This is a genomic window from Nostoc sp. LEGE 12447, from assembly GCF_015206985.1.
In the GTDB taxonomy this organism is placed as follows: Bacteria; Cyanobacteriota; Cyanobacteriia; order Cyanobacteriales; family Nostocaceae; genus Nostoc.
On record NZ_JADEXT010000008.1, the window covers coordinates 170,474 to 195,848 of the forward strand.

The 25,375-nt window shown below is 41.0% G+C and carries 19 protein-coding genes and 1 tRNA gene; 9 read left to right on the forward strand and 11 right to left on the reverse strand.

What is annotated here, in order from left to right; translation table 11 throughout:
• From IQ274_RS12095 to psbZ, 4 genes are all read right to left on the reverse strand, one after another.
• Positions 1-408 (reverse strand): hypothetical protein, encoded by a 408-nt coding sequence (locus tag IQ274_RS12095; protein WP_041565838.1) that lies wholly within the window; start codon positions 406-408, stop codon positions 1-3.
• A 688-nt stretch (positions 409-1,096) separates the two neighbouring features.
• A tRNA-Gly gene (locus IQ274_RS12100) sits at positions 1,097-1,168 on the reverse strand.
• A 135-nt stretch (positions 1,169-1,303) separates the two neighbouring features.
• Positions 1,304-1,882, reverse strand: a complete 579-nt coding sequence (gene ribH, locus IQ274_RS12105; RefSeq protein ID WP_094346524.1) for a 6,7-dimethyl-8-ribityllumazine synthase — start codon at positions 1,880-1,882, stop codon at positions 1,304-1,306.
• 189 nt (positions 1,883-2,071) lie between these two features.
• Positions 2,072-2,260: a photosystem II reaction center protein PsbZ gene (gene psbZ / locus IQ274_RS12110; RefSeq protein WP_012407095.1), complete on the reverse strand. Its 189-nt coding sequence runs from the start codon at positions 2,258-2,260 to the stop codon at positions 2,072-2,074.
• Between the two features lie 151 nt (positions 2,261-2,411).
• Between psbZ and IQ274_RS12115 the strand changes: the two genes are divergently transcribed.
• A complete protein-coding gene (locus IQ274_RS12115; RefSeq protein ID WP_194142395.1) occupies positions 2,412-5,126 on the forward strand; it encodes a CBS domain-containing protein in 2,715 nt (904 codons plus the stop codon).
• Between the two features lie 12 nt (positions 5,127-5,138).
• Here IQ274_RS12115 and IQ274_RS12120 read toward each other — a convergent pair whose 3' ends face one another.
• A complete protein-coding gene (locus tag IQ274_RS12120) occupies positions 5,139-5,819 on the reverse strand; it encodes a Uma2 family endonuclease (protein ID WP_194142396.1) in 681 nt (226 codons plus the stop codon).
• A gap of 522 nt (positions 5,820-6,341) precedes the next feature.
• Between IQ274_RS12120 and abc-f the strand changes: the two genes are divergently transcribed.
• The 5 genes from abc-f to IQ274_RS12145 all read left to right on the forward strand — a co-directional run bounded on the left by abc-f (position 6,342) and on the right by IQ274_RS12145 (position 11,878).
• Positions 6,342-7,976, forward strand: coding sequence for a ribosomal protection-like ABC-F family protein (gene abc-f, locus IQ274_RS12125; RefSeq protein ID WP_194142397.1), 1,635 nt, complete (start codon positions 6,342-6,344; stop codon positions 7,974-7,976).
• Positions 7,977-8,114: 138 nt separating this feature from the next.
• Positions 8,115-8,441: a DUF6825 family protein gene (locus IQ274_RS12130; protein ID WP_163928406.1), complete on the forward strand. Its 327-nt coding sequence runs from the start codon at positions 8,115-8,117 to the stop codon at positions 8,439-8,441.
• Positions 8,442-8,585: 144 nt separating this feature from the next.
• Entirely contained in the window at positions 8,586-10,271 is a 1,686-nt protein-coding gene (locus IQ274_RS12135; RefSeq protein ID WP_163928434.1) for an ABC1 kinase family protein, read from the forward strand.
• A gap of 18 nt (positions 10,272-10,289) precedes the next feature.
• Positions 10,290-11,015, forward strand: a complete 726-nt coding sequence (locus IQ274_RS12140; protein WP_163928404.1) for a Stp1/IreP family PP2C-type Ser/Thr phosphatase — start codon at positions 10,290-10,292, stop codon at positions 11,013-11,015.
• Positions 11,016-11,680: 665 nt separating this feature from the next.
• Entirely contained in the window at positions 11,681-11,878 is a 198-nt protein-coding gene (locus IQ274_RS12145; RefSeq protein WP_041565841.1) for an NblA/ycf18 family protein, read from the forward strand.
• Positions 11,879-12,355: 477 nt separating this feature from the next.
• Here IQ274_RS12145 and IQ274_RS12150 read toward each other — a convergent pair whose 3' ends face one another.
• The 4 genes from IQ274_RS12150 to IQ274_RS12165 all read right to left on the reverse strand — a co-directional run bounded on the left by IQ274_RS12150 (position 12,356) and on the right by IQ274_RS12165 (position 18,113).
• On the reverse strand, positions 12,356-13,909 hold the full coding sequence (locus tag IQ274_RS12150) for a serine/threonine-protein kinase (RefSeq protein ID WP_194142398.1): 1,554 nt from the start codon (positions 13,907-13,909) through the stop codon (positions 12,356-12,358).
• An 884-nt stretch (positions 13,910-14,793) separates the two neighbouring features.
• A complete protein-coding gene (locus tag IQ274_RS12155) occupies positions 14,794-15,807 on the reverse strand; it encodes a glycosyltransferase family 2 protein (protein ID WP_194142399.1) in 1,014 nt (337 codons plus the stop codon).
• Between the two features lie 485 nt (positions 15,808-16,292).
• On the reverse strand, positions 16,293-16,739 hold the full coding sequence (locus IQ274_RS12160) for a hypothetical protein (protein WP_114083579.1): 447 nt from the start codon (positions 16,737-16,739) through the stop codon (positions 16,293-16,295).
• Positions 16,740-16,874: 135 nt separating this feature from the next.
• Positions 16,875-18,113, reverse strand: a complete 1,239-nt coding sequence (locus tag IQ274_RS12165; RefSeq protein WP_163928398.1) for an anhydro-N-acetylmuramic acid kinase — start codon at positions 18,111-18,113, stop codon at positions 16,875-16,877.
• A 706-nt stretch (positions 18,114-18,819) separates the two neighbouring features.
• Here IQ274_RS12165 and IQ274_RS12170 point away from each other — a divergent pair.
• From IQ274_RS12170 to IQ274_RS12180, 3 genes are all read left to right on the forward strand, one after another.
• The gene (locus IQ274_RS12170) at positions 18,820-19,623 is read left to right on the forward strand and encodes a hypothetical protein (RefSeq protein WP_163928396.1); all 804 of its coding nucleotides are present in this window, start codon (positions 18,820-18,822) and stop codon (positions 19,621-19,623) included.
• 482 nt (positions 19,624-20,105) lie between these two features.
• On the forward strand, positions 20,106-21,521 hold the full coding sequence (locus IQ274_RS12175; protein ID WP_163928394.1) for a folate/biopterin family MFS transporter: 1,416 nt from the start codon (positions 20,106-20,108) through the stop codon (positions 21,519-21,521).
• Positions 21,522-21,637: 116 nt separating this feature from the next.
• Positions 21,638-23,134, forward strand: coding sequence for a carotenoid oxygenase family protein (locus IQ274_RS12180; RefSeq protein ID WP_194142400.1), 1,497 nt, complete (start codon positions 21,638-21,640; stop codon positions 23,132-23,134).
• Between the two features lie 4 nt (positions 23,135-23,138).
• Here IQ274_RS12180 and IQ274_RS12185 read toward each other — a convergent pair whose 3' ends face one another.
• Positions 23,139-24,293 carry a universal stress protein gene (locus IQ274_RS12185; protein ID WP_175586589.1) on the reverse strand — a complete coding sequence of 385 codons (1,155 nt, stop codon included), beginning with the start codon at positions 24,291-24,293 and terminating at the stop codon, positions 23,139-23,141.
• Between the two features lie 195 nt (positions 24,294-24,488).
• Positions 24,489-25,091, reverse strand: a complete 603-nt coding sequence (kdpC, locus tag IQ274_RS12190) for a K(+)-transporting ATPase subunit C (protein WP_012407111.1) — start codon at positions 25,089-25,091, stop codon at positions 24,489-24,491.
• Positions 25,092-25,375: the final 284 nt, after the last annotated feature.

Sequence of the window (25,375 nt, forward strand, 5' to 3'; positions counted from 1 at the left end):
TTAACGTCTGTAGGTAAGCCAGACCATTAATGCTGGCAGAATAGCTAATAGCACCGCCACCATTGCCCAAGCAATAATGCTGGAACCATTTGCTAATCGCAGTGCTAATGGCAGCCATATAATCACTAGCACGAAAATAATGCCAAGTGCTATAGGCAGATAGCTTTCTCCCAAGCGGGGATGGACAACGTGCCAACTATTTCCCATCCAACGCCAAGCCCGTTTGTAGGGATAGGTGGTAGAAAGCTGTTCTAGGACATGACCATTATCTTCTACAACAAAGATTTGCTGACAGCGATCGCAACCAAATGCTTCTGTCAACGTAATCGGAATTAACTGACCCCGGCGACGACAGGGACAGGGGTATTCAGCATTGAAATCTATTTTTTCGGGTTTTTGAGATTGCACAAGCGTTCTAGTAACTTGAGCGTGTTTTACACGAACTACGACAATATAATCTTTTGGTAAATGCAATAGAAGCTTCTGCTACTATAGATTGCTCTCTTTATATACATATACTGGCAATACAAATATCGCCATGATTGCAAACAGTAGATGCAGCAGACTCTAAATATCCTAATTTTCATATCAGTACGGAGTTTTTTATTTGTAGTCTTTCCCCGAAGCTGACAATCTTATTTAAAATTTCCTTCTACTAGATAAAATCTAGCTTCGTCTAGATTTTACTTGACGTTTGAATGGGAGCATAGGAGCGGTTATCCCTTAACGTCGAGACACGATTTAGCTATCCGTGCATAAGTTTCAGGGTTTTTAGATGTATTTAACACTTCGGCTACGCTCAGTGTGAAATCTTAGTCAGAAGTGTCAGCACACTGCTGACATACATAAACCTGTTTTGAGAGACTAAGACCCTTGAATTCCCCCATAATTTGAACAAGTTTTACTAGATGGGTAAAATCTATTCACGAATACACAGTTCCACCATATCTAAATTACTTTATATTCTAGCTATCTATGAAATTCATAAAAATTTGGAACGATTCAGAGGAATACAGTGCGAATCGCCAAAAACTTCAATGCACCCTAAAAACACTAAACCTCTTGAGATTTTTAACTTCAAGAGGTTTTAGTTGGAAGCGGGTGACGCGATTCGAACGCGCGACATTCACCTTGGCAAGGTGACGCTCTACCACTGAGCTACACCCGCAATCAATTGCCATATATCAATATCTCAGATTTATCTCTGATTGTCAACCCCTTTATTTATTAATTTGTCATTGGTCATTGGTCATTGGTCATTGGTCATTGGTGAATGACAAAGGACAAATGACTAATGACTCATTTAGCCCAGTTCTTCTGACTCCGCCGTTAAATTGCCAATGCTGGCACTTTGAAAAGAGGCTGGCAAAGACTGGCTATTACGAGAATATGGCTCTGCTAGGTTAGAACGCAATTGCCGCATCAGGCTTGCCATTTCTAGGGCGTTTAGGGCATAATCCCAGCCATGATTACCTTTGATACCTGCCCGTTCTAAGGCTTGCTGCATAGTATCTACTGTCAAAATGCCAAAAATTACTGGCACTCCAGTTTGAAAGCTAGCGGCGGCGATGCCTTTAGAAACTTCGGCGGATACATAATCAAAATGGGGTGTTTGCCCACGAATGACTGCACCTAGACAAATTACAGCATCATAACGATGGGAAAGTGCTAGTTGGCGAGCTACTAAAGGTACCTCAAAACTTCCTGGAACCCAAACATAGTCCACCTGATTACCTTGGGGGTTAGGATCTACACCGTGGCGTTTCAAGCAATCTTGACATCCCTCTAGCAGCTTTCCGGTAACAAGGTCATTGAATCGACCAATCACCACTGCAAACCGCAAAGGCTCCGTTTGGGTAAAAGTTCCCTCGAAAACTGCCATGACTGCCTCTTAATCAACTATAGTTCTGGCCAATATACATTTCTTATTTAAATGTAGAGGAGCAGGAAAGCACGGTTAAAAAAAAGGAAATCGGAAAAAATTTCTTCTTTTCTCCTTTGGTCTTTGACCTTGGCTTTTCTGCCCCTCTAGTTCTTATATTATGTGCCTGCGCCAGAGCAAAGCCGTCGTCTACACGACAAAAAAGTTTAACAAACCAACTAAAAAGACCAAAGCAATCCAGACGGCAGAACCAACCCAGAGTAGTTTTTTAGATTCAACCCAATTTTGGGGAGTAGCGTAAGCAACCGGAACGCCTACAACCAGGACAAAGGACAATAGGACTAGACCTATCAAGGCAAATTGGAATATTATGGTCATTTTTGCTTCTCCCAATACAGCGAAATACTAAGGATAGAATATCCTAAAGGGCGACACTGACACTTTCTTATTATTTTTAAGCTAGCAGAAATTGCAACATTTTAGTCATTTGTCCTTTGTCTAAGTACCGATGACTAATGACTCTTAAATTATGGATTTAATTCTTTGCCACACAACCGCAGATTTTGACGCACTAGGGGCAGCAGTAGGGTTAACGCGCTTACTACCGGGAAGTAAGATTGTGCTGACTGGCGGTTCTCATCCTCCTGTACGGGATTTTTTAGCATTACATCGGGATGAATATCCTCTAATTGAACGCCGTTCGGTGAATCCTGAAAAAATTCGTTCTCTGACTGTGGTGGATACGCAACAGCGCGATCGCTTGGGTAAAGCTGCTGAGTGGTTAGATTTACCCCATCTGGGAGAAATTATAGTTTATGACCATCACTTAGGACAAGAATCAGATATTCCTGCCACGCGATCGCATCTTTCCTCGGTAGGAGCCGCCACAACTTTAATTGTGGAGCAATTGCAACAACAGGAAATTTCCTTGACTTCTGCTGAAGCCACTGTGATGGCTTTGGGTATCCACGTTGACACCGGCTCCTTGACCTTTGACCAATCCACACCACGGGATGCCTTAGCTTTGGCTTGGTTGATGCAACAAGGTGCAAGTTTATCGGTCATTTCTACCTACCGTGACCCTGGCTTGTCTTTGCAATTGCAACAGTTATTAACTGAATCTCTAGAAAATTTAGAATATCTTTGCCTACGTGGATATACTATTGCTTGGGTAATTTTGAAAACAGATGCTTTTGTGCCAGGGCTATCGAGTTTGGCTTCAGAACTCGTGGAATTAACCGAAATTGATGCCATTCTGTTGGCTAATGAGTATCCTTTGAGTGAAAATGATTCACGCTTAACTATAATTGGGCGATCGCAAATTCCCAAAACAAATCTTAACCTATTATTCCAACTCTTGGGCGGCGGCGGTCATTCACAAGCCGCATCGCTAAATCTAAGAGGAGTTGATTCACAAGCAATATTAAAACAACTCCTTGAGGGGGTAAAAGCACAAATTCCCCATCCCCCCACCGCTAGGGATTTGATGTCTTCTCCTGTCCGCACGATTCTACCTGAAACCACAATTGCTGAGGCACAGCGAATTTTGTTGCGCTATGGACACTCTGGTTTATCTGTAGTCGATACTCAAGGGCAACTAGTAGGTATTATTTCGCGCCGGGATCTTGATATCGCCCTGCACCACGGATTTAGTCATTCGCCAGTCAAGGGCTATATGACAAGAAATCTGAAAACAATTACACCAGATACAACACTGCCACAAATTGAAGCGCTGATGGTCACTTATGATATCGGACGCTTGCCAGTATTAGAGAATGAGCAGTTAGTTGGTCTTGTCACTCGTACTGATGTCTTGCGGGAATTACATCAAGAAAGGGATGAAGATGGAGAAGGGGGAGAGGAAAAATTCAAAATTCAAAATTCAAAATTCAAAATTCCTCTTAGCACTGAGTTGCAAAATCGCCTTGCTCCTCAATTATGGCAACTACTCACCACAGCATCGCAAGAAGCGGAAAAACGGGGTTGGCATCTTTATCTCGTCGGGGGTGCGGTGCGGGATTTGCTGTTAGCGGAAGCAACATCGGACACTTTGATGATTAAAGATATTGACCTAGTAGTTGATGGCTTTCACAAATCAGCAGATGTTGGCGCTGGTGTGGAACTAGCAAAAGCCCTCCAACAACTTTACCCTGCGGCTCGTTTAGAAATCCACGGGGCTTTTCAAACTGCTGCTTTGTTGTGGCACAAAGACCCAGAATTAGATTCTCTTTGGGTAGATATTGCCACGGCTAGAACAGAGTTTTATCCTTACCCGGCGGCGAATCCAGAAGTTGAGGCGAGTTCCATTCGTCAAGACTTGTATCGTCGAGATTTTACCATTAATGCGATCGCTTTGCGGCTCACCTCTCCCCGCTCTGGTGAATTACTCGATTTTTTTGGCGGTTTACTCGATTTACAAGCTAAACAAATTCGGGTTTTACACCCTAACAGCTTTATCGAAGATCCCACCCGCATTTATCGCGGCGTGCGCTTTGCCGTGCGTTTCGGATTTGAAATTGAACCGCAAACGGAAGAGTTTATTCGCTATGCCATCAACAGTGGTGTTTACGATCGCACTTCCCAAGAGAATACCAAAACCCCAGCCCTACAAACTCGACTAAAAACAGAATTAAAACACATCCTAGAAGCGCCCTACTGGAAATCGGCTTTGCAGTTGCTCGATAACTTAGGGGCATTGCAATGTATCCATCCTACCCTCAAACTCGATGGTTTACTCTTGCGACAATTACGTTTATTAGAACGTTGTTTGCGGCGATTTGATGCTGAACAAACTATCATTCACTGGCAAATGCGTCTAGAATCATTAATCGCCCACCTAGCACCTGAATATCGGGTGAAAGTAGCACAAAATTTGCAATTACAAGAGGATAGCATTGTTAGGTTGAAGAACTTAGTCCAAAGCTTTAGTCAAGTGATGGAATGTTTACCCACTTTGCAACACCCCAGTCAAGTAGTACAGTTGTTGCGACAATATGATTTACCAATGCTGATTTTAATTGCTTTACAAAGTCCGCAAGAGATTAGACATCAAATTTGGGAATATTTAACAGTTTGGGCGAATGTGCAGCCACTGTTGAATGGCAATGATTTAAAGAAACTTGGTTACAAACCAGGGCCACTGTATCGACAAATATTAGATGATATACTTGCTGCTACCTTAGATGGAGTAATTAAATATAAGACTGAAGCTGAGGACTTTTTAGCGCAACACTATCCTAAATGAAATAGCTGTGGTCTAAATTGTATCTGGATCTATATTTAACTCCCGTAGTTTTGCTGCTAAACGTTCAGCCTTTTGTTCGGCTTGTTCTGCCTTTTCTTCCGGTGTTGGTACTAGTTGCCCATCTCGTGTAAAAAACCGCAATAGTCCCTGATAAAGTCCCAAATATAACCCTAGCTGATGACTCCACAAATATCCTTCTTCACTTGGTTGTAGAGGTTGATATTCTCCATCTATTAAATGAAATCCTGCAAATTCTTGTGTGTAAGGGTCGAACCAAAAATAATCGGGTGTACGAAAAGTATCTTGATAAATTGTTTTCTTTAAATCTTTGTCAGTACTTGCTGTTGAGTCAGATAAAATTTCTAGAATTACATTCGGATATTTGCCATCTTCTTCCCACACTACCCAACTTTTACGGGTTTTGCGTTCAGTTCCCAACACTACAAAAAAGTCTGGTCCTCGGAAGTGTTCTGATTTGCGTTGGCGTGGACTATAGTAGATAGTCAGGTTTCCAGCCGCATAAAAGTCATTTCTGTCTCGCCACAACCATTCCAGACATGTCAACAGTAGAATTATTTGCCGTAGATGAAGTTCGCTTTCCAAGGGAGGCTCATCACTATATAGATCACCAGGGGGAAATATAACATCTTGGCAGATGCCTTTTTGATCATCTAATTCTTGAGCTATGGTCATAGAATGGATACGGCATCAAGTAGTTATGGATTTATTTTAACAGTCTTGTAGTGAGCGATGGCGCGTAGCTAATCATCTATTTTTAGGGTACAGGTAAATTGTCCAATTCAGGCTTTATCATCTCAGAACCAATTTCATAAAGATGAATCTCTTACCTCTGCGTTCTCTGCGCCTCTGCGGTTAAAAATCTTTATTTACCACTGAAAACGAGCGATCGCTACTTTTCCGAAATATCTTTATGCTACACTGTAGTCAATATCAAACCTCATCACAACTCCAACGAGATAGCTGAAATTAAGTAGTACCAAACACCTGTTGCGCCAAAGCAACAAATGTCAACGAAGAATAAACGCAACTAGTTTGACAGGGTTACTTCACATAGTCATGCACTAAGAATATTGCCATCATTCATATTTACATTTAACCGCTTGGCAAGTGTATGCGGCTAAGTTTTTTGTATCTAATATCCCGTAATTGTTGTGAACATGCGGGTGGAAGTTTGTGAATTGAGGTTTGAGAATAATGCAGAAAAAATCAATCTTATTAGCTGAAAATTTAGCCTACGAACTCAGCTTAGATAGAACTTTATTTCAAAAAATACAAGTGAGTATCGAGGCCGGCGATCGCATTGCTTTAGTCGGTCGCAACGGAGTAGGAAAATCAACCCTATTAAAGATACTTGCAGATCACATCAGACCCAGCTTCGGTTCTGTTTGGTCTAACAGTGTTGTCTACTATTTGCCACAAATTAGCACTATCAGACAAGAGATTACAGCAGATACAGTACTTGATTTTTTGATTTCCATCTCAGATGAATGGTGGAAGATTGAGGAGATTTTGCAAACACAATTCGATACAAATATTAATCTTTATCTACCAATTACTAACTTGAGTGGTGGAGAACTGACAAAACTATTTATAGCAATCGGATTATCTCAACAGCCCAATTTGCTGTTGCTAGATGAGCCAACTAACCACATGGATTTGCAAGCTTTAGAAAACTTAAAACAATTTCTGCAAAATTTCACTGGTGCGTTTGTAATTGTCTCACATAAACCTTTTTTCTTAGACCAAGTTACAGATGTTACTTGGGAACTAACACCTGATGCTTTGAAAGTATATGGAGGAAATTTTTCTCAATATCGAGAACAGAAACAAATCGAACTAGAAGCAGCATTGCGATCGCACGAAATCGCCAGAAAGGAACTAAAACGTACCCAAACCACAGCTATACAAGAACAGCAACGCGCAGCTCAATCTAGCCGCAACGGTCGCGCCAAGTTTCTTAATGGCAGTATTGATAGAATGGCAGCAGGACTAATTAAAAGCAAAGCTGAAGTGTCTACTGGAACTGCGAAAAAAAAACACGAATCAGCAGTAGCAAAGGCTAATGAAAAGGTTGCAGAGACGAAAATCAAAACTACGAAAGTCACAAGTATTCAACTAGAGGAAAAAAATCAAAAGCACCGAAATCTAATTAATATCCAGGGTGCAAATCTTAGGGTATCAGAACGTCTGTTGATTCAAAATATTCAATTGCATATATTATCTGGCGATCGCATAGCCATTATCGGCGCAAACGGTTCTGGTAAATCGAGTCTGGTAAAGGCTATTTTAGGAATGGAAAACCAAACAGTAGTTTTGGACTCAGGTGAGGTTTTGCTTGCACCAGCGATGAAAGCTGTATATCTCGATCAAACCTACGAATTGGTAAATCGACAATGCACAATTCTGGAAAATATGCAAGCTGCTAATGCTAATCTTAGCTATCAGCTTTTGCGTCAACAGTTGGGACACTTTCTCTTTAAATATGATGATGTTCACAAAAGCGCCTCTGTGCTGAGTGGTGGTGAATTGGCAAGATTAGCGATCGCTATGATCAGTATCTCAGAAATCGATCTGCTGATTCTCGATGAGCCAACTAATAACCTAGATATTGAAACCGTTGAACAAATGGTAGTAGGTATCAATGACTATCAAGGAGCTATTTGGGTAATTTCCCACGATCTAGATTTCCTCAGCCGGATTAACATTACTCAAAGTTTCAAGTTGAGAGAGCAAGCTTTGCAAATGACAACCTATTTACCCAATACACCAGAGCAATATTATCGAGAGTTGCTGGAATGTCATGATATATGTTATTCCAGACCGGTGTAGCTGTCGCTTGTATGTCTGTCAACTCCGCGAATGATTGAATTGGCATATTACTAACTCTAAATCTCTAACTCCCCAGCAGAAGCCGTAAAGCATACAGGCAAGTTATAATTCTCTTGCGGATCAACGTAACAAAAATTTATGAGTAACCCACTAGTACAAGCCTTTTTCGTAGGCAGAGCAGTAGCCGAAGTAGTTAATGAGCGTTTAGAGGTCGCCTTGACCGATGCTTTGAGTGATCTGGGCAAATTTGATGCAGAAGCTAGAGAGCAGTTGCGCCAGTTTACAGAAGAAGTCCTAGAGCGAGCAAATCGGTCAGCAGAAGCAGCTAATTCTGGTCAAGCTACTACAGGTGGTAGACAAACCAATTCTGATTCAGGTGACTTGCAAGCAGATATTGATGAATTACGAGCAGAAATTGCCCTGTTACGCACAGAATTGCAACATCATCGCCGAACTTCTGCGTAAATTTTAGTCATTGGTCATTGGTCATTGGTCGAAAATTACTCACAAATGACAAATGACAAATGACACTTAAGAAAAAATAGTTTAGGAATCAGAGTGTCTTCTTTTTCAAGTGATTCGGTTGCAAACCAACGGTACACAAAGGATATGGAACAAGGTTATTCAGATAAGGCATACCGTTGGAATCGGGAAAAATACTCTAGCAGACGGCGTTTTGTGGACATTTGGTCTTTTGTCTTGACCTTATTGTTCAAACTTTGGCTATACAACAAATCTTGGAGTTATCCGGGTGGCGTGACTGAGGTAAAGCAAACTGCAAGACGCAAAACCCAAGCGGTTTGGATTCGCAATACCCTGCTGGATTTAGGCCCAACCTTCATCAAAGTTGGGCAACTGTTTTCCACCCGTGCTGATATCTTCCCTGGTGAATATGTAGAAGAACTAGCCAAATTACAAGACAAAGTACCGGCATTTAGCTATGAGCAAGTAGAAGCGACCATTGAGAAAGAATTAGGCAAAAAAATTCCTGAACTCTTCCATAATTTTGAACCAATTCCCTTAGCTGCTGCTAGCTTGGGGCAAGTACACAAAGCTGTGCTGCATAGTGGGGAATCGGTTGTTGTTAAAGTGCAACGTCCTGGATTAAAGAAGTTATTTGAAATAGATTTACAAATTCTCAAAGGAATTACCCGCTACTTTCAAAACCATCCCAAATGGGGACGGGGAAGAGATTGGTTAGGTATTTATGAAGAATGTTGTCGCATTCTTTGGGAAGAGATTGATTATCTTAACGAAGGTCGTAATGCCGATACTTTTCGCCGGAATTTTCGTGGCTACGATTGGGTGAATGTCCCAAGAGTATTTTGGCGTTACGCCAGTTCCAGAGTGCTGACTTTAGAATATCTCCCTGGAATTAAAATTAGCCAATACGAAGCTTTAGAAGCAGCCGGTTTGGATCGAAAGGCGATCGCTCGTCAAGGCGCTCAAGCTTACTTACTACAGCTACTCAATAGTGGTTTTTTCCACGCCGATCCTCACCCAGGCAATATTGCTATTAGTGCAAGTGGGGCTTTAATATTCTACGATTTCGGCATGATGGGGCGGATCAAATCCAACGTGCGCGAGGGACTGATGCAAACACTGTTTGGCATCGCTCAAAAAGATGGCGATCGCGTTGTGCAGTCTCTGATCGATTTAGGCGCGATCGCCCCAACAGATGATATGGGCCCAGTGCGGCGTTCCGTCCAGTACATGCTGGATCATTTTATGGATAAGCCCTTTGAAAATCAGTCTGTGGCGGCAATCAGTGACGACCTTTATGAAATAGCTTATAATCAGCCATTTAGATTTCCAGCAACCTTCACTTTTGTGATGCGAGCCTTTTCTACCCTAGAAGGAGTAGGCAAAGGTTTAGATCCAGAGTTTAACTTTATGGAAGTTGCCAAACCTTATGCAATGCAGCTTATGACCGATATGAATGGTTCTGAGGGGAATACCTTTATTAATGAATTAAGTCGTCAAGCAGCTCAGGTAAGTAGTACCGCTTTTGGTCTACCACGTAGATTAGAGGATACGCTAGAAAAGCTAGAACGCGGAGATATGCGCCTCCGCGTTCGGTCTATAGAAACTGAACGGCTATTGCGGAGGCAGAGCAGTATTCAGCTCTCAATGAGCTATGCTCTGTTAATCAGTGGTTTCACACTTTCAGCTACGATCTTAGTGGTTAGCAATCATGTCTGGTGGGCACTGCTGCCTGGTTTAATAGCACTAGGGATTTCAGTGATCCTGATCCAACTACTTTTGCGCCTTGACCGTTACGATCGTATGTATTAATTGTTGCAAAAAAAAATTATGAAACTTAATTTCACGGGTTTTAGCGATCCGGGACTTATTCGTTCTAATAATCAGGATGCTTACTATGTCGACCCAGAAGGGCGGTTTTTTGTTGTTGCCGATGGAATGGGTGGTCATGCTGGAGGTGAAGAAGCAAGTCGTATAGCCACGGCAGAAATTCAGGCATATTTGCTGGCAAATTGGGAATCTTCTAAATCTTCTCAAGAATTGCTAGAGCAAGCTTTGTGGGGTGCCAATGAAGCGATTTTGCAAGATCAGCAAAATCATCCCGAACGTGCCGATATGGGCACAACAGTTGTAGCAGTAATTTTTCGCGCCCCAGAATCGCCCTGGTGCGCTCATGTTGGCGATTCGCGGCTGTATCGCTTCCGAGAATCGCACTTAGAGCAGGTAACAGAAGATCACACTTGGGTTGCACGGGCAATCAAAATCGGTGACATAACCTTAGATGAAGCGCGATCGCATCCTTTTCGTCATGTATTATCGCGCTGTTTGGGGCGTGAAGACTTGCATCAGATTGATGTGCAACCACTAGATGTCAAAGCTGGCGATCGCTTGCTTTTATGTAGTGATGGTCTTACAGAAGAACTTGTGGAACAGAAGATTGCTAGCTGTCTCTTAGATGTTCCTTGGCTTGATAAGGCCGCCATCTCTCTAATTGAGGCTGCTAAGGAGCATGGAGGGCACGATAACATCACAGTTGTCATCGTCTCACTAGAATAAATAGTCATTAGTCGATGCTTAGTAAGCTTAAACAAAGGACAACTGACAAATGACAAATGACAATTCTGGTAGATATACTCAGCAATTTGTTCAGTGTGAGCATTTTTAGTTTTTACAATTTGATACAAATATTTTTAGCCTCCAAAGTCACCTAATGAGGCTGAATTTGCATCAAATTGATAAATTGACATCTTGCACATAATAAGGTAGAGCGACTATAATTCACGCTTATTACCATTCATTTCCCAACCTCCTTAAAGTCCTAGCTTCCGAAGCTTCCTCCATATTTATTTGTGGAGACAGAGTGTCTTAATGTTTTTCTCAAACAGGAAAACGTATAGGACTCAGGACAAAATCTGCTTATCTCCTCAAAAGAGATCAGTGCAAAGCAGAAATGGTTGAGAGGTAGTTATATCTACACTTCGTTCAAACAGAGCTTATTTTCCGGAATACGGCTCGGCTGACTTGGGTAGTATATCAGCAGGATTAGGTGCAAGATATCATATCAAAAAAAATCCACACTTAGGATGTGGGCAACGTGTCAAACAATTGTTATCTTTCTTAATACGGAGGAACAAATGTTGGACACATACAAGTCCAATTATTATCCCATTTGGACTTCTGTAAGCGATATCACCTTTACGCGTTTTTTTACGGAGTTAAATATGAACCAACCAATGAAACTATCCTTGGAACAGCAATTCAGCATCTGCTCATTTGCCACTCAAGTACAGAATATGAGCCACGACCAAGCTAAAGACTTTCTAGTAAAGCTCTATGAGCAAATGGTAGTGCGCGAGGCAACTTATCAGGAGCTTCTTAAACACCAGTGGGGCTTAGATTCCGGTTCCACTATGGCATAGAGTCGTTCTACTGTCGCAGTGGACGACCTCCTTCTCTTGCTTGGTTCCAAGGAGGAAAAGAGCTGGGGATGTCGGGGCGTCAACTTCGATAAACAATTCTAAAAGAGCGGCGGAAGAATTCAATTCAATAAATTAACTAACAACTAGTAAAACTTTCGACTGCACATCTGCTGGAGTCTAGACATAACTTTAGCTTTGTAGGCTAAACTTACTGTTCACTTGAGCAAAACTCTTTTACTGTCTCTTTTGTCTAGTCAGAGAATTACGCCTGCGTAAATTTACAACTCTCTGAAAATATCTACGCAATAATATTCAGAGATAATTTAGACATCCTTGATTTTGCAGCTTGTGTTTTTCACTCTTTATACATATAACTAGAACTTACATCTTTATATATATTTTGTTTATAAAAGTTTACATTCTTTGAGTTAGTAGCCCTTAGCTACATATATTACATGTAATATTAAGAAATTCTTCCTAGCTGGAAAGATCGTATGGAGAATCTGTATCAATGCTTTCCAATTTTGCCAGAATTTGAGGCTTAATTTTTTCGTACTCATTTTTGAGCAAGCTTTTACTCATTTGCGGGTCGGCAGAAGACATCAATGTGTTGCTCATTGCGACCCACTCTTGTAGTCGTTGACGCTGGGCAGAAGCGACGCTGGAAGGTAAGATGTGTGTACAACGATTTGGTGTTTCTCGTGCAAAGAACAACAGTCGGTAGTAACCTGTGTGCTGTAATAACCGAGTAATTTCTTGACCAAGACTGGTTTTAAGATCAAGGTAGTAAGGTAACCATTTGGCACCATGCTTGCGGTTGTAGATGACAGTAATCCATAGCAACATGGGATGGGGAATAGAGATGAAAAGAAATTGGTTATAGCGGGTACAGAGTAAGCGCTTCTGAATTTCTTCTTGCGGTAGCATCACCCATAGCGCTGGTAAAACTTCCCCATTGCTTTGAATGGACTGAGGAAACACAATATCGGCAATTGGTTTATTTTGGGGCCAAGAAATAGCACGAGCGATTTCATCGTTAGACAAGGATGCCCGCAAATCGGCTTTAGTCTTCTGTTCAAGCTCAGGACTAGCCGTAGTAGTAGGAATTAGGGCATAGCTATCTTGCTTAACTTTGCGTGTATGCTCAGGTTTTTCTAGAGATGCTAGAACTCTCAGGATTTCGGTGATACTTTGGGGGCGATCGCGTGCTACCTTAGCGAGACAACTCATCACCAAATTTTCGATTTCTTTTGGTAGTTCTAACCCAGGTGCAACCTCGGCAAAAGAACGTGGTTTTTGATAGTGATGTGTTTTATACCATGCTCCAAAAGAATGAGTTTGTGCCACTAGTGGCATTTTGCCTGTGAGCATCTCAAACATCATTACACCCAAACTATAAATATCAGCACGGTTGTCTAATTCCTTACCCTCCATCTGTTCGGGAGAAGAATAAGCCAATGTCCCCAAATAGAATTTTGTATGGTCGCCATCCGACTGTAATAACTTAGCAATACCAAAATCTAGAACCTTGACCAATTCTCCGAAACTAGGATCTTGAATCACTAGCATATTGCTTGGCTTGACATCCCGATGGATAATTGGGCAAATTGTGCCCTCAACTGGGATGCCATCATGAGCGCACTGTAACCCCAGACTTAGTTGACGCGCCATACTCAGAAATCTTGGTAAAGGCAGTCGTTGCTTACGAATAATATTGTTTAGGCTTTGTCCTTGTAGATATTCCATGACGTAGAACGGGGTGTTATTCTCATCTACGCCATAGTCCATAACTCGGACAATGTGGATACTTTTTTGACCTAGTAAAGCACAGGTTTTTGCTTCTCGCTCAAAGCGGTCTTGCAATCGCATCTTTTCATTTTGAATTGATAGAGCGAGAAACTTAACCGCGACAGGTACGCCTCCCAACAAAGTATCTTTAGCACGATAAACTCGACCCATTGCTCCAGTACCGATTAACTCCTGGAGTTGGTAGCGTTTGCTGAGTAAGCGACCAATGTTGGGGTCTGACATAGAGAATTTGAATCCAAAAGCAGGTTGTAAGTGTTTAGGAGAAAAAGTGCATTCAAACTGATATCTGAATTATTGCGCCCAGAAATGACTTGCTAGATTCGTACCATAAGGCAGAAATAGAAGTCAAAAGACAAAAAGCTTATAGGATAGGCTGTTGGATGATTTCCAGTCGTTGCTCTATCTACACAGTTCTGTGCTAGTACACTGAGGTGGAAATTTGCCTACCTTTAAGAAGAGGATTTTGCCCCAAGTCTTGTTTAATTAAGATAGTAAATACATTTACGCAGTGCTATCTAGCTTTTTCTAGCCCTCTTTTAGAAGATTGCAGCCATCCTGTGGTAGTTCGCAACAGAGATGGTAATTACAACTGGTGCAATATGCCAGAGCAAACAAGCGGAAAGAGTAGATAATGAAGCTTCATATCATTTTGCACTTTAATTATGTTGTAGTTTTAGTTTGCCCAATTTTGAGTCAATAGATAACTTTAGCATCTGCCAAAAATCTTAATTGGGAACTACCACACTCACTACAGAGTTATGATAACTGAGTGATGAGTCAGGGTTTTGAATATCAATAAAGCATCAAGAAAAGAGATAAGGGCTTCCTGTCTAGCTTTATATCAGCTCCAAGCCCTTATGTCTCATACATCAAAAGTTCTCTAGTTTGCTAGAATAATTTGTAACTGTGATTTTAGTGGTCAATGACTCACAACTAAAGTTTTACTTGATTAACACTTTCATTCTACTTCCAGCAAAACTGCCTTCTGCCTTTGTTTTGTTCAGTAGGGATAACAACAGATACTTATTGCTTGACCAGGTTTTTAACCTTCAGACTTATTATAACTAGGTGAAAATGTATGATTTACGCATGAAATTCAGATAATATCAATTCGCTATTGTTCGTTTTTTCTGTAGGTTATAAGACATATCAAAAACTGATTTATTACCCATTAGATAGTATTGTATTCGACGTTTAATAATATTGTTCAATCGGGAAATAAAAACAGAAAAGAAGTGCGGATTTTTCATGATTTCTCTTAATGCTGTTAACCATCTTCTTTGCTTTATAGGCACTACAACTTGATAGTAAGCTAGATGTTTTTTATAGGATGCAAGATTATAAGATAGAGCAAGCATTAAAGCTGGATTGTTTTTCACCCTTTCTTGTTGCATGAAAGAATTAGTAGCTATGCAGCATTGATTTAGACGTGATAATATACTTTGACGTACAAGAGAAATAGGGCGTGAGCGGTAGAAATAATAGGGTTCTGGCACAATAAAAAAGCGGGCACCATTGATTAGGCATTCCACATCAAACCAAAAATCTTCAGCCATGCTCACAGTTTCATCGTATAGAATGCCGTGCTTAAGTAAAAATTCTCGTTTGAATATAGGCTTGCTTAAACCAAAAGGCAACACTGGTTCTCCATAGACACCACTTTCTACAAAAGAAATGAGATCAATTTGGAGAGCTTCATCTAGATACTCTCCATTTTCTTGAATAAATGTACTCCAAGGAGATGTTGCGCCATCGTGGATTAAATAGAGATCGTCAGCAATTATGTCTGCATTTGTTTTTGCTGCCAGCAACAGAAGTTTTTCTAATCTTTCAGGAGCATACCAATCATCTGAATCAAGAACAGCAACCCATTCTCCTTTAGCTGCTTTGATGGCACGATTACGCGCAGCAGAAACTCCAAGGTTTTGTTGATTAACTATTACTTTGAGGCGTTGGTCAGTAAAACTTTTAGCGACTTCTACAGTTTTATCACTTGAACCATCATCGACTATGATGACTTCAATATCATTGAGCGTTTGCTCTAAGGCTGACTGTATCGCCTTCGCAATATAAGCTTCAGTATTGTAAGCAGGAATAATGACGGATACTTTAGGATTCATAAAACTGAACTCCTGATTACACAGTTAATTAATAGTCCTAAGATTATGAAGATAATTTTGATAACTTCCTCTTTACTATACAACTAAGTAGTCGGTAGGGCAAACGCATCTAAAATTACTCTTTATCGCAACCAACATTAAAAACCAACGTAAAATGCTTATTTTTCGTTTGGTTTAGTTTGCAAAATCAAAGCGATGTCTAGGACGGGCTATGACACTCTCTACGAGACGCTGTGCGTAGCTTGCTTCTTTGCAGCAGGACGAATACTCGCTATCGATGTCGCTTAAATTTTTATCAATAAATAAGTCTTAATGAGATTTTTAACTTTATTGAGAATAAATTAGTTTTGTTGATATTATGTGTTGCCTTAAGTAAGTTGGTGAAAATAAACTTGAACATTGCCAAACCATTACGTTGCTAGAGTTAATTTAGACAATATGGCTTCAGTTTACAGGTTAGACTTACAGCAGTGAGGTCATTGCTCTTAGGTTGATTGACGCTCTAGGCTAACTTCCATTGTGTTAGTTAAAAAATGACCAGCCAAGATACCACTACTTAGGTAATATCTATCTTCGGAAATCCGATGTAGGGTTTCAAAGCCACTACGACGTTGACGATCGCCTAGTACCCAGTAACGCTGCACAATAGTATCTAGACCAATCCAGCCTTCACCTTCAACTTGCCCCAAAATATTATGTTGTAGTAAAAAAGTATACTGGCGCTCTCCCTCATGCAATCGTCCTTTGTATTGTAGAGAGATTTCTGAGCGATCGCTACCAGGAAATATCAGCTTTGTAGCCATAGTGAACCAGTTATCTCGATTCCAAGCTACCAAGGTCATACCCTTGACGCTGATTGGCATACCATTTCGTTCCAGCCAATTTCCTTGCATTGCCCAGCGTCCTGGTTCCAATAAAAAAGTATGAGCCACCTTATATATTCCCTGTCTTGATCGAGTACCGCCAAGATTACAGTTATAGCAGTGCTGTACATGAATAGCGGGGCGTTTAGTCCGTCCTGAGTGAATAATGAAGAAATTTTTTATTGTTTCTGTCTGTTTCAGAACTCAGGACTGACTTTGGTGAATTTCTCCCAAAAGCACTTCTTGAGGTGCCCCAGTAGCAGTAGGTAGATTGCCAGGAATGCCCAAATGCCGCCAGTAGGCTAAAACTGCAAAAGCGATGGCTTCTTTAAAATCTGCATTTAACCCAACTTCATCTGTAGCCAATACTGGGATTGATGCCAACAATAACTCTAATCGACGTTTCAAATAGAGATTGCGGCTACCACCACCACATAATAGTACTCGTTGTGGCATTTCTGGCAAAAAAGTGCGGTAACTATGAACAATCGAAGCAGCTGTCAGTTCCGTCAGAGTTGCCAGTATATCAGCAGCATTGAGTTGGTATTCTTGGGCATCTTTTAAACACTGATGTAGATAAGTCACACCAAATAACTCCCGACCAGTAGATTTGGGCGGTGATAAATGAAAGTAATCTTGGTTGAGCCATTGTTCTACCAAAGGATGGCAAGGAGTACCACTTGCTGCCCAATTGCCATTTTCATCGTAAGTTTTAGCACCAGCGCTTAAATGCTCTACCGCCAGATCCAACAGACTATTTCCTGGGCCAGTATCCCAAGCGCGAATTTTTGAGAGCCAGTCACCATGCCGAGGCGGAATATAAGCTACATTACCTATACCACCAATATTTTGAATACAACGCCCTTCTTCAGGATGACTGAGCAAATAGGCATCTACTCTGGGCACGAGAGGCGCACCATGACCACCAATAGCGATATCAGCAACGCGGAAGTTGCTCACAGTTGTAATGCCCGTAAGATAGGCAATCAATTCACCCCGCCCTAGTTGGAGACTATAACCCAAAGGAGTGCTAAGTGCTGAATGAGGAGTGAGCATTTCTCTCCCCCTGTTCCTCTGCTTCCCTGCTCCCCCTGCTCCTTCTTTGGGTGGTCTATGATAAACCGTCTGACCGTGAGAGCCAATGAGAGTAGCTAGCTGATGACCAATTTGAATATTTTGGGCGGCTTGGGCAAAGACTTGGGCGATCGCATCATCTATTTCTGCCAATTCTGCCATTGAGATGGCAACGCCTGCACCAACCGCTAGTATTTTCTCTCTGAGTTCAGATGGATAAGGATATGTTTTACCGGCTAGTAACTCAACTTTAAGATCCAATTCTGTACCGGAAATCTCTACCAACACAGTGTCTATGCCATCTACGGATGTGCCACTAATTAAACCGATAACGCGAGTAGAGACAGCAGCTTTTTCAGTCGGATGCATTGTTCAAGATTTTTTTTGGATTGCAAGAGGTAGTTTAATTCATGCTACTACCCATGTCAAAAAAAGTAAGGTGGCATAGTTGATTGGAAAAAGATGAATTTTGAGGGAAAGGGTAAGAGGCAGTCGACAGAATAACGTCGTATTCCCTTGAAGTCAAAAGAATAATTTTGAAATTACAGCAATTCCAGAGTTATGAAATGTATGAGACCTATCTGGATGTATTGTGAAAAATGATGTAATTGGTTCTCATAAAAAGATTATGAAGTTAATCACACAGCAAAATGCAGGTTATTTAATAACCTTAAAGAAGAAAGACGCAAGTTAATCTTGAGCTTGATGTGGAAAAACTATTGAGCCAATGGATAAGCACGGATTTTCATGTGTTTGGTATAGCAAAATGCCTAATCTAATCTTGATTTCGAACTTTAAAAATATAAACTGTGTGCGAATCAAAAAATAGCACTTTTTATAAATAAAGCTTATTTACAATTGTTCACTGATAACTTCGCAATTTCTACATAAAGCTATAGACATCGTACAACATAACATCAGTGATTATCCTCTAAATAAAATCCAATAGCCTGCATTTCTATCTGGTTATAGTCAAATCAAAAAAGTAGTAATACTTCTGATGTTGGAATCTAGAAGTACATTGCACAATGAGGCTATGAACACGAAAGATTAAAAAACGAAAAAGGATTGTCAAATGAAAAATCTTTTAATTAAGTCTGCGATCGCTTCTGGTGTTGTTTTGTCCTTAGCTACTGTTAGCCGTCCTGTAATGGCTGCGTCTTTTGCGGTATCAATAGAAAACGCAGGCGTACAAAATGCACAATTATCAAATCTTGTTAATGCTAATGTGCAAACTTTTGATGCACAAACACAAGGTTACAGTGCAACAGGATTTCAATGGAATAATGGAACAACAAATATTGGCAGCTATCAGAATACTCTGGTCATGGATGCAGAACAATATGGTGGTGCTGGTGGAACAGGCAAGTATTTTGATGTAGACACGAATAGATCGGGTAATGGTCAAAAAGTTTCTACCCTCAATTTGACAACCCCACAAAGCTACTTTGGGCTTTGGTGGTCTGCTGGAGATGCTAGCAACGTACTTACATTTCTTTCACAAGGTCAGGTTGTTTATACTATGACCACCGCTGACGTGGTTAACTATATCGCAAAACTACCAAATAAAGATAGCTACTACGGTAATCCTAATTCGGCATTCCTAAATCAGGATAAGGGAGAACCCTTTGCTTTCATCAACTTCTACGATGTTGGTGGAACTTTTGATCAAGTTCAATTCACCAATATTGGCGGAACTGGTTTTGAATCAGATAATCACACAGTCGCCAGTAGTTACAAGAGTATCACTGGTAATATTGTTACTCAAGCAGTGCCTGAGTCTTCTTCTTTATTAGGAGTTTTTGCAATTGGTTTTGTGGGTGCTGCTTCAGTTATGATTCGTCAAGTCAAGAAAAAGTCAGTTTTGCAATTATCATAAGTCTAGTGGCTTGCAAACAAGATAATTTTTAGCTTACATTAAGTATCTTCTGCACTTCTGATGATAATTAAGAGAATATCACTCTCAAGTGATCGCCACTTTAATAGCACTGCTTTAAAGCAATTCTATTAAAGACACCAATTTTAGCTCAGTAAGATTTGCCTGATTTTCTCTATGCCTTACTCCCAGGCTCTACTTCGCGTAGTGTGCCGTAGGCAGGATTTCAGAAGTTCCAGCAAAAAGTCAACATTAAACACAAGTTAGGGTGAGCTTACTTAGGTAAACTCACCCTAATTGTTTTGCTATTTATTTTATGGGCAACCACTCTACAACATTTAGATAATGCCTAGATTGCCTTCTGCTTAAAGATATTGGCATTACCCAGCCTAAAAGCTTAACTTGGCATAGAACTGATCCTAAAGCCTAAGTTTTAAGAATCGATATGATAGAAAAGTAGATAAAACTTAAAAAATATTTATCGAATGGCGTTTCAATCATCTGGCTTGTCCAAGGTCAAAGACTCATTCACACAAAAAATCTTCTTGGGTAATGAACCCAATGCGGAGTTAATTGCAATTCTCACCGTTTACTTTGTTCAAGGAATTTTAGGGCTATCGCGTTTAGCCGTGAGCTTTTTCCTCAAAGATGAACTGTTGCTGAGTCCAGTCCAGGTGTCGGCGCTATTGGGAATTGTCTTCCTACCTTGGATGATCAAGCCGGTGTTTGGTTTTATCTCTGATGGCTTACCTATATTTGGTTATCGTCGTCGTCCTTACTTAATTTTATCTGGGATACTGGGAACTGCTTCCTGGATGAGTTTGGCCACAATAGTTCATACTAGCTGGGCGGCTACGTTAGCGATCGCTCTTGGTTCTCTTAGTGTCGCCATGAGTGATGTGATAGTTGACTCGCTAGTTGTGGAACGTGCCAGAGGTGAATCCCAGGCAAAAGCTGGTTCACTACAATCTGTATGCTGGGGTGCTTCTGCGATCGGAGGTTTAATAACAGCATACTTTAGCGGTCTGCTGCTTCAATACTTTACTACCCGTACTGTCTTTGGAATTACCGCCTTATTCCCTCTCATTGTCTCAGGGGTAGCTTGGTTAATTGCTGAATCTCCCGTTAGTAAAGATACAAATGAGAGTAATCAAACTAACCCTTTACCAATCAAACATCAACTGAAGCAGCTACGCCAAGCTATTACCCAAAAAACAATTTGGCTACCAACGGCTTTTGTCTTCATCTGGCAAGCTACCCCAAATGCTGAATCAGCCTTTTTCTACTTCTCTACCAACGAATTACACTTTGAACCAGAATTTTTGGGGCGGGTAAACTTGGTGACAAGTTTCGCTTCTTTAGCAGGTGTTTGGATTTTTCAACGTTTCCTCAAAAGCATTCCTTTTCGCGTGATTTTTGCTTGGAGTACCGTCCTTTCTTCAATGTTAGGGATGACGATGCTGTTGTTAGTGACTCACACAAATCGGCTGTTGGGTATAGATGACCACTGGTTTAGTTTGGGCGATAGTCTTATTCTCACTGTGATGGGGAAAATTGCCTTTATGCAAGTCATGGTTCTAGCAGCAAGGCTTTGTCCCTCTGGAGTGGAAGCAACTTTATTTGCCTTGTTGATGTCGGTATTTAATTCAGCAGGAACGGTTTCCCAAGCATTGGGGGCATTACTCACCTATTGGCTAGGGATCACTGCAACTAATTTTGAGTCACTTTGGCTATTGGTGATAATTACTAACCTTAGTACACTGTTACCCCTACCATTTATCAACTGGCTACCTGCTGCTGAAGAGCAAGCTGAGACATCCAAAGATGGGGAACAAGCTTTCTTACCTGATTTGATGTCTGAGTTGGTACTAACAGAACCAGAGTCGGAAATAGTGGAATAGTGTAATAAATCCAAAGTCGAGTCAGTGCGCTGCCTCCCTGTTGCAACCTTGCTGCAACAAAATTTTTTTTAGGTGCTACATATTTTTGTACAAGATAACAATAAAAAACAAAGCTTATGCATTTGAAAAGTCAAGGAAGCCCAGTTATAGAAAAATCTTATACTCGTGCAGATTGGCAAGGTGGGTATCAATCTCTCACCCAAGAATTTGATTATTGGATTGATGAAATAGAAGGGCAAATTCCCAGAGAATTAGAAGGCACGCTATTTAGAAATGGCCCCGGTTTACTGGATGTAAATGGGCAATCTTTTCATCACCCGTTTGATGGAGATGGGATGATTAGCAAAATTACTTTTACCAACGGTCGTGCCCATTTTCGTAACCGCTTTGTTCGTACAACTGGGTATTTGGCAGAACAAAAGGCAGGAAAAATTCTTTATCGCGGTACTTTTGGTACTCAAAAACCCGGTGGTTGGCGAGCGAATATCTTTGACTTCAAACTCAAAAATATAGCTAATACAAATGTTATCTATTGGGGTGGTAAACTGCTAGCACTGTGGGAAGCTTCTGAAGCATATCATCTCGATCCCAACACTCTTGAAACTTTGGGAAATGAATATTTTAATGGTGCTTTGTCAGCAGGTGAAGCTTTCGCTGCCCATCCCCGCTTGGAAAAGAATTGTGAACAAGACGGGGGCGAACCTCGCCTAGTAAATTTCTCGATTAAGCCAGGATTATCTACCACCATTACTATTTTCGAGCTAAACTTAGTGGGTGAAATTGTTAGACAGCAAGCTCATAAGGTTCCCGGCTTCTGTTTCATTCACGATTTTGTTATTACTCACAACTACTGCATCTTCTTTCAAAATCCTGTCACATTTAATCCCATACCTTTTGCCTTGGGAATACGTGCGGCAGGAGAATGTATCAAATTTCAACCAAATCAGCCAACTAAAATTATAATTATTCCCCGCTTTCCCAAAGAAGGGCAAGAAGAGATAAAATTTCTGGAAACACAGTCGGGTTTCGTGTTCCACCACGTTAATGCTTTTGAGGTAGGAGAGGAAGTTCTGATTGATTCTATTTGCTACCAAGATTTACCAGAAGTGGAGCCTAAAAGCGATTTTCGACAAGTTGATTTTGAAGCTTCTTCACCTGGGCAACTTTGGCGATTTTATCTAAATCTCAAGAATGGGACAGTCCAGCGAGAATTGATTGATAGTCGCTGTTGCGAATTTCCCAGCATCCATCCGGCGAATGTGGGACACCCTTATCGATATCTATATATAGGTGCGGCTCATGCAGAGAGTGGTAATGCTCCCTTACAAGCGTTACTGAAAATTGATTTGCACTCTGGAGAAAAACAGTTTTGGAGTGCTGCACCCCGTGGTTTTGTGGGTGAACCGATTTTTGTCCCGCGCCCAGATTCTGAAAAGGAAGATGATGGTTGGGTATTAGCTTTAGTTTATGATGCTGCCCATCACCGCTCAGATTTGGTAATTTTGGATGCTAGTGATTTCTTTAAAGGAGTGATTGCAAGGCTACATCTTAAGCATCATATTCCCTACGGTCTGCATGGAAGCTTTACTTCTGAAGTTTTTGGGGAAATTTGATCTTTTATTTGGATGAAACCATTTTTTCGCTGGCAATGATATGCAAATCGATATTTTTGAGCAAGCGCACCAATTTTTGCGTCAAAGATCCTTTGAGGAGCATTTGCCAGCGCGATCGCTGACTCTCTCCAATTACAATTTGGGTAATCCGATATTTCTCGGCGACTTCTGCGATCGCATTAGCTACGTTACTGTTGGTAACACGAAGAAAAGTACCTTCAAATTCGTTACAGAGTTTCTCACAAGTGTGGATGTGTAGGCTTTCCTCCTTGGTGAGGAACCGTTCTGGATCGGCAACAAACAAAGTATAAAGTGGGGCATTCATGTAGCTAGCTAACCTCGCACCCCGGCGTAACAACTGTACTGAGTTGGGATAGGTGGATACACACACCAAAACGCGCTCATGAATATTACAGGATTGTCCATTATGGGTAGTAGCGATCGCATTTTCTTCTACGTTGTCTGCGACTTCGCGCAAAGCTAACTCTCGCAAAGCAATCAGGTTACGGCGTTGGAAAAAATTATCGAGGGATTGCTGGATTTTTTCGGATGCGTAAATCTTGCCTTCTAATAACCGTTCTTGCAGTGTTTCTGGCGTAACATCTACCACTAATATTTCATCCGCATCATCCAGAATTCTGTCAGGAACACGCTCACGGACTACAACCCCAGTAATTCTAGCTACTAAGTCATTAAGACTTTCCAAATGTTGCACATTCATTGTGGAGTAGACATCAATACCTGCTGCCAAAACTACTTCTACATCTTCGTAGCGTTTTTCGCGTGGGGAACCAGGGACGTTGGTATGGGCAAGTTCATCGATTAAGGCTAATTGGGGCGATCGCTTTAAAATAGCATCTGTATCCATATCCGTTAGTGTCAACTCACCACAAAGATATTGCTTACGGGGTAAAATCTCCAGTCCCTCTGCCTTCTCCTCCGTATCCTTGCGTCCGTGAGTTTCCAAAAGCCCAACGATGACATCAATTCCTTCTTGTTTAAGTGCGTGTCCCTCTTCTAGCATCCGGTAGGTTTTGCCTACTCCAGGAGCCATACCAATAAATATTTTATGTTTACCCCGCCGTCGTGCCGGATAAAGTGAGTAACTTCTAGAATTTAAAGGTGCAGTGCCATTCGAACCAGTATTATTATCTGACATTTCATTCTTGGTTTCTATCGCAATCCTATTTCATCGGAAAACAGCGCTTTCCCCATGCTTCTTATAAATACTGTTAGCAGTAGTAATGCGTTTAGCCCGTGGTGAATAGTAAATCTGATTTCTTTGCTCACAACTCGCAACTGTTTTGCCCAATGCCCAATGCCCAATTCCCAATGCCCTATGCCCTATGCCCATTTATTGATTTTGCTGACGATTAATATCTTGCAAGTCAAGAGCATAATTCAATCGGAGAACATTGACTCCTGGCTCACCAAAAATCCATAAAAATCTGCCATCGGTATACTTGTTAATTAAACGTAGAATCTCATCTTCTTTAACTCCCCTTGCACCTGCAACCCGCGTCAATTGCTGTCGTGCTGCTTTGAAGGAAATATGCGGATCTAAACCAGAACCAGAGGTATAAATCATATCAGCGATCGGTTGAAGATTTTCGTCTCGCAATTGATTTGCCTCTTCTAGAATCCGCTTTAGTAGCTCTGGATTACTAGCAGCAAGATTGCTGGCTCCAGATATGCCAGTTGGCTTTGCTTTTTTTCCTTGGCTATATCTAACAGTACTGGGACGAGGATGGAAATATCGCTCAGATGTGAATAGCTGACCAATCAAAGCTGAACCAATTGGTTCATTATTTAGATTCAGCATAATGCTGCCATTCGCTTGATAGGGCAAAAAAACTTGACCCACTACAAGAATGATCAGAGGATAGATGATTGCAGTCAACAACCAAAGCATTAGAGTTATAAAAATTGCTCTGATAGTTTCTCGAATAATAGCCATAAAAACTTTTCCAATTATTACTAAAATTAATTTTTAATTTTAATTCTTTTACCCAATTAGAACGATGTTCAAAGATGCTGCTGCTAACAGCATAAATATCTAGGGCAATTACCACATTCAAGCACAGCAGGATAAAAATAGCGAGTGTGAGTGTTGTTTAAGCAATTGCGACCAAACAAAGAACATCGCCTGTATCAGATTTATCGACAAAAACTTTTCCCAAACATCGACCTGTTTATTCATATTCTTTTGGTTCTCTCTCTCAACGGTAAAAGTAAAAATGT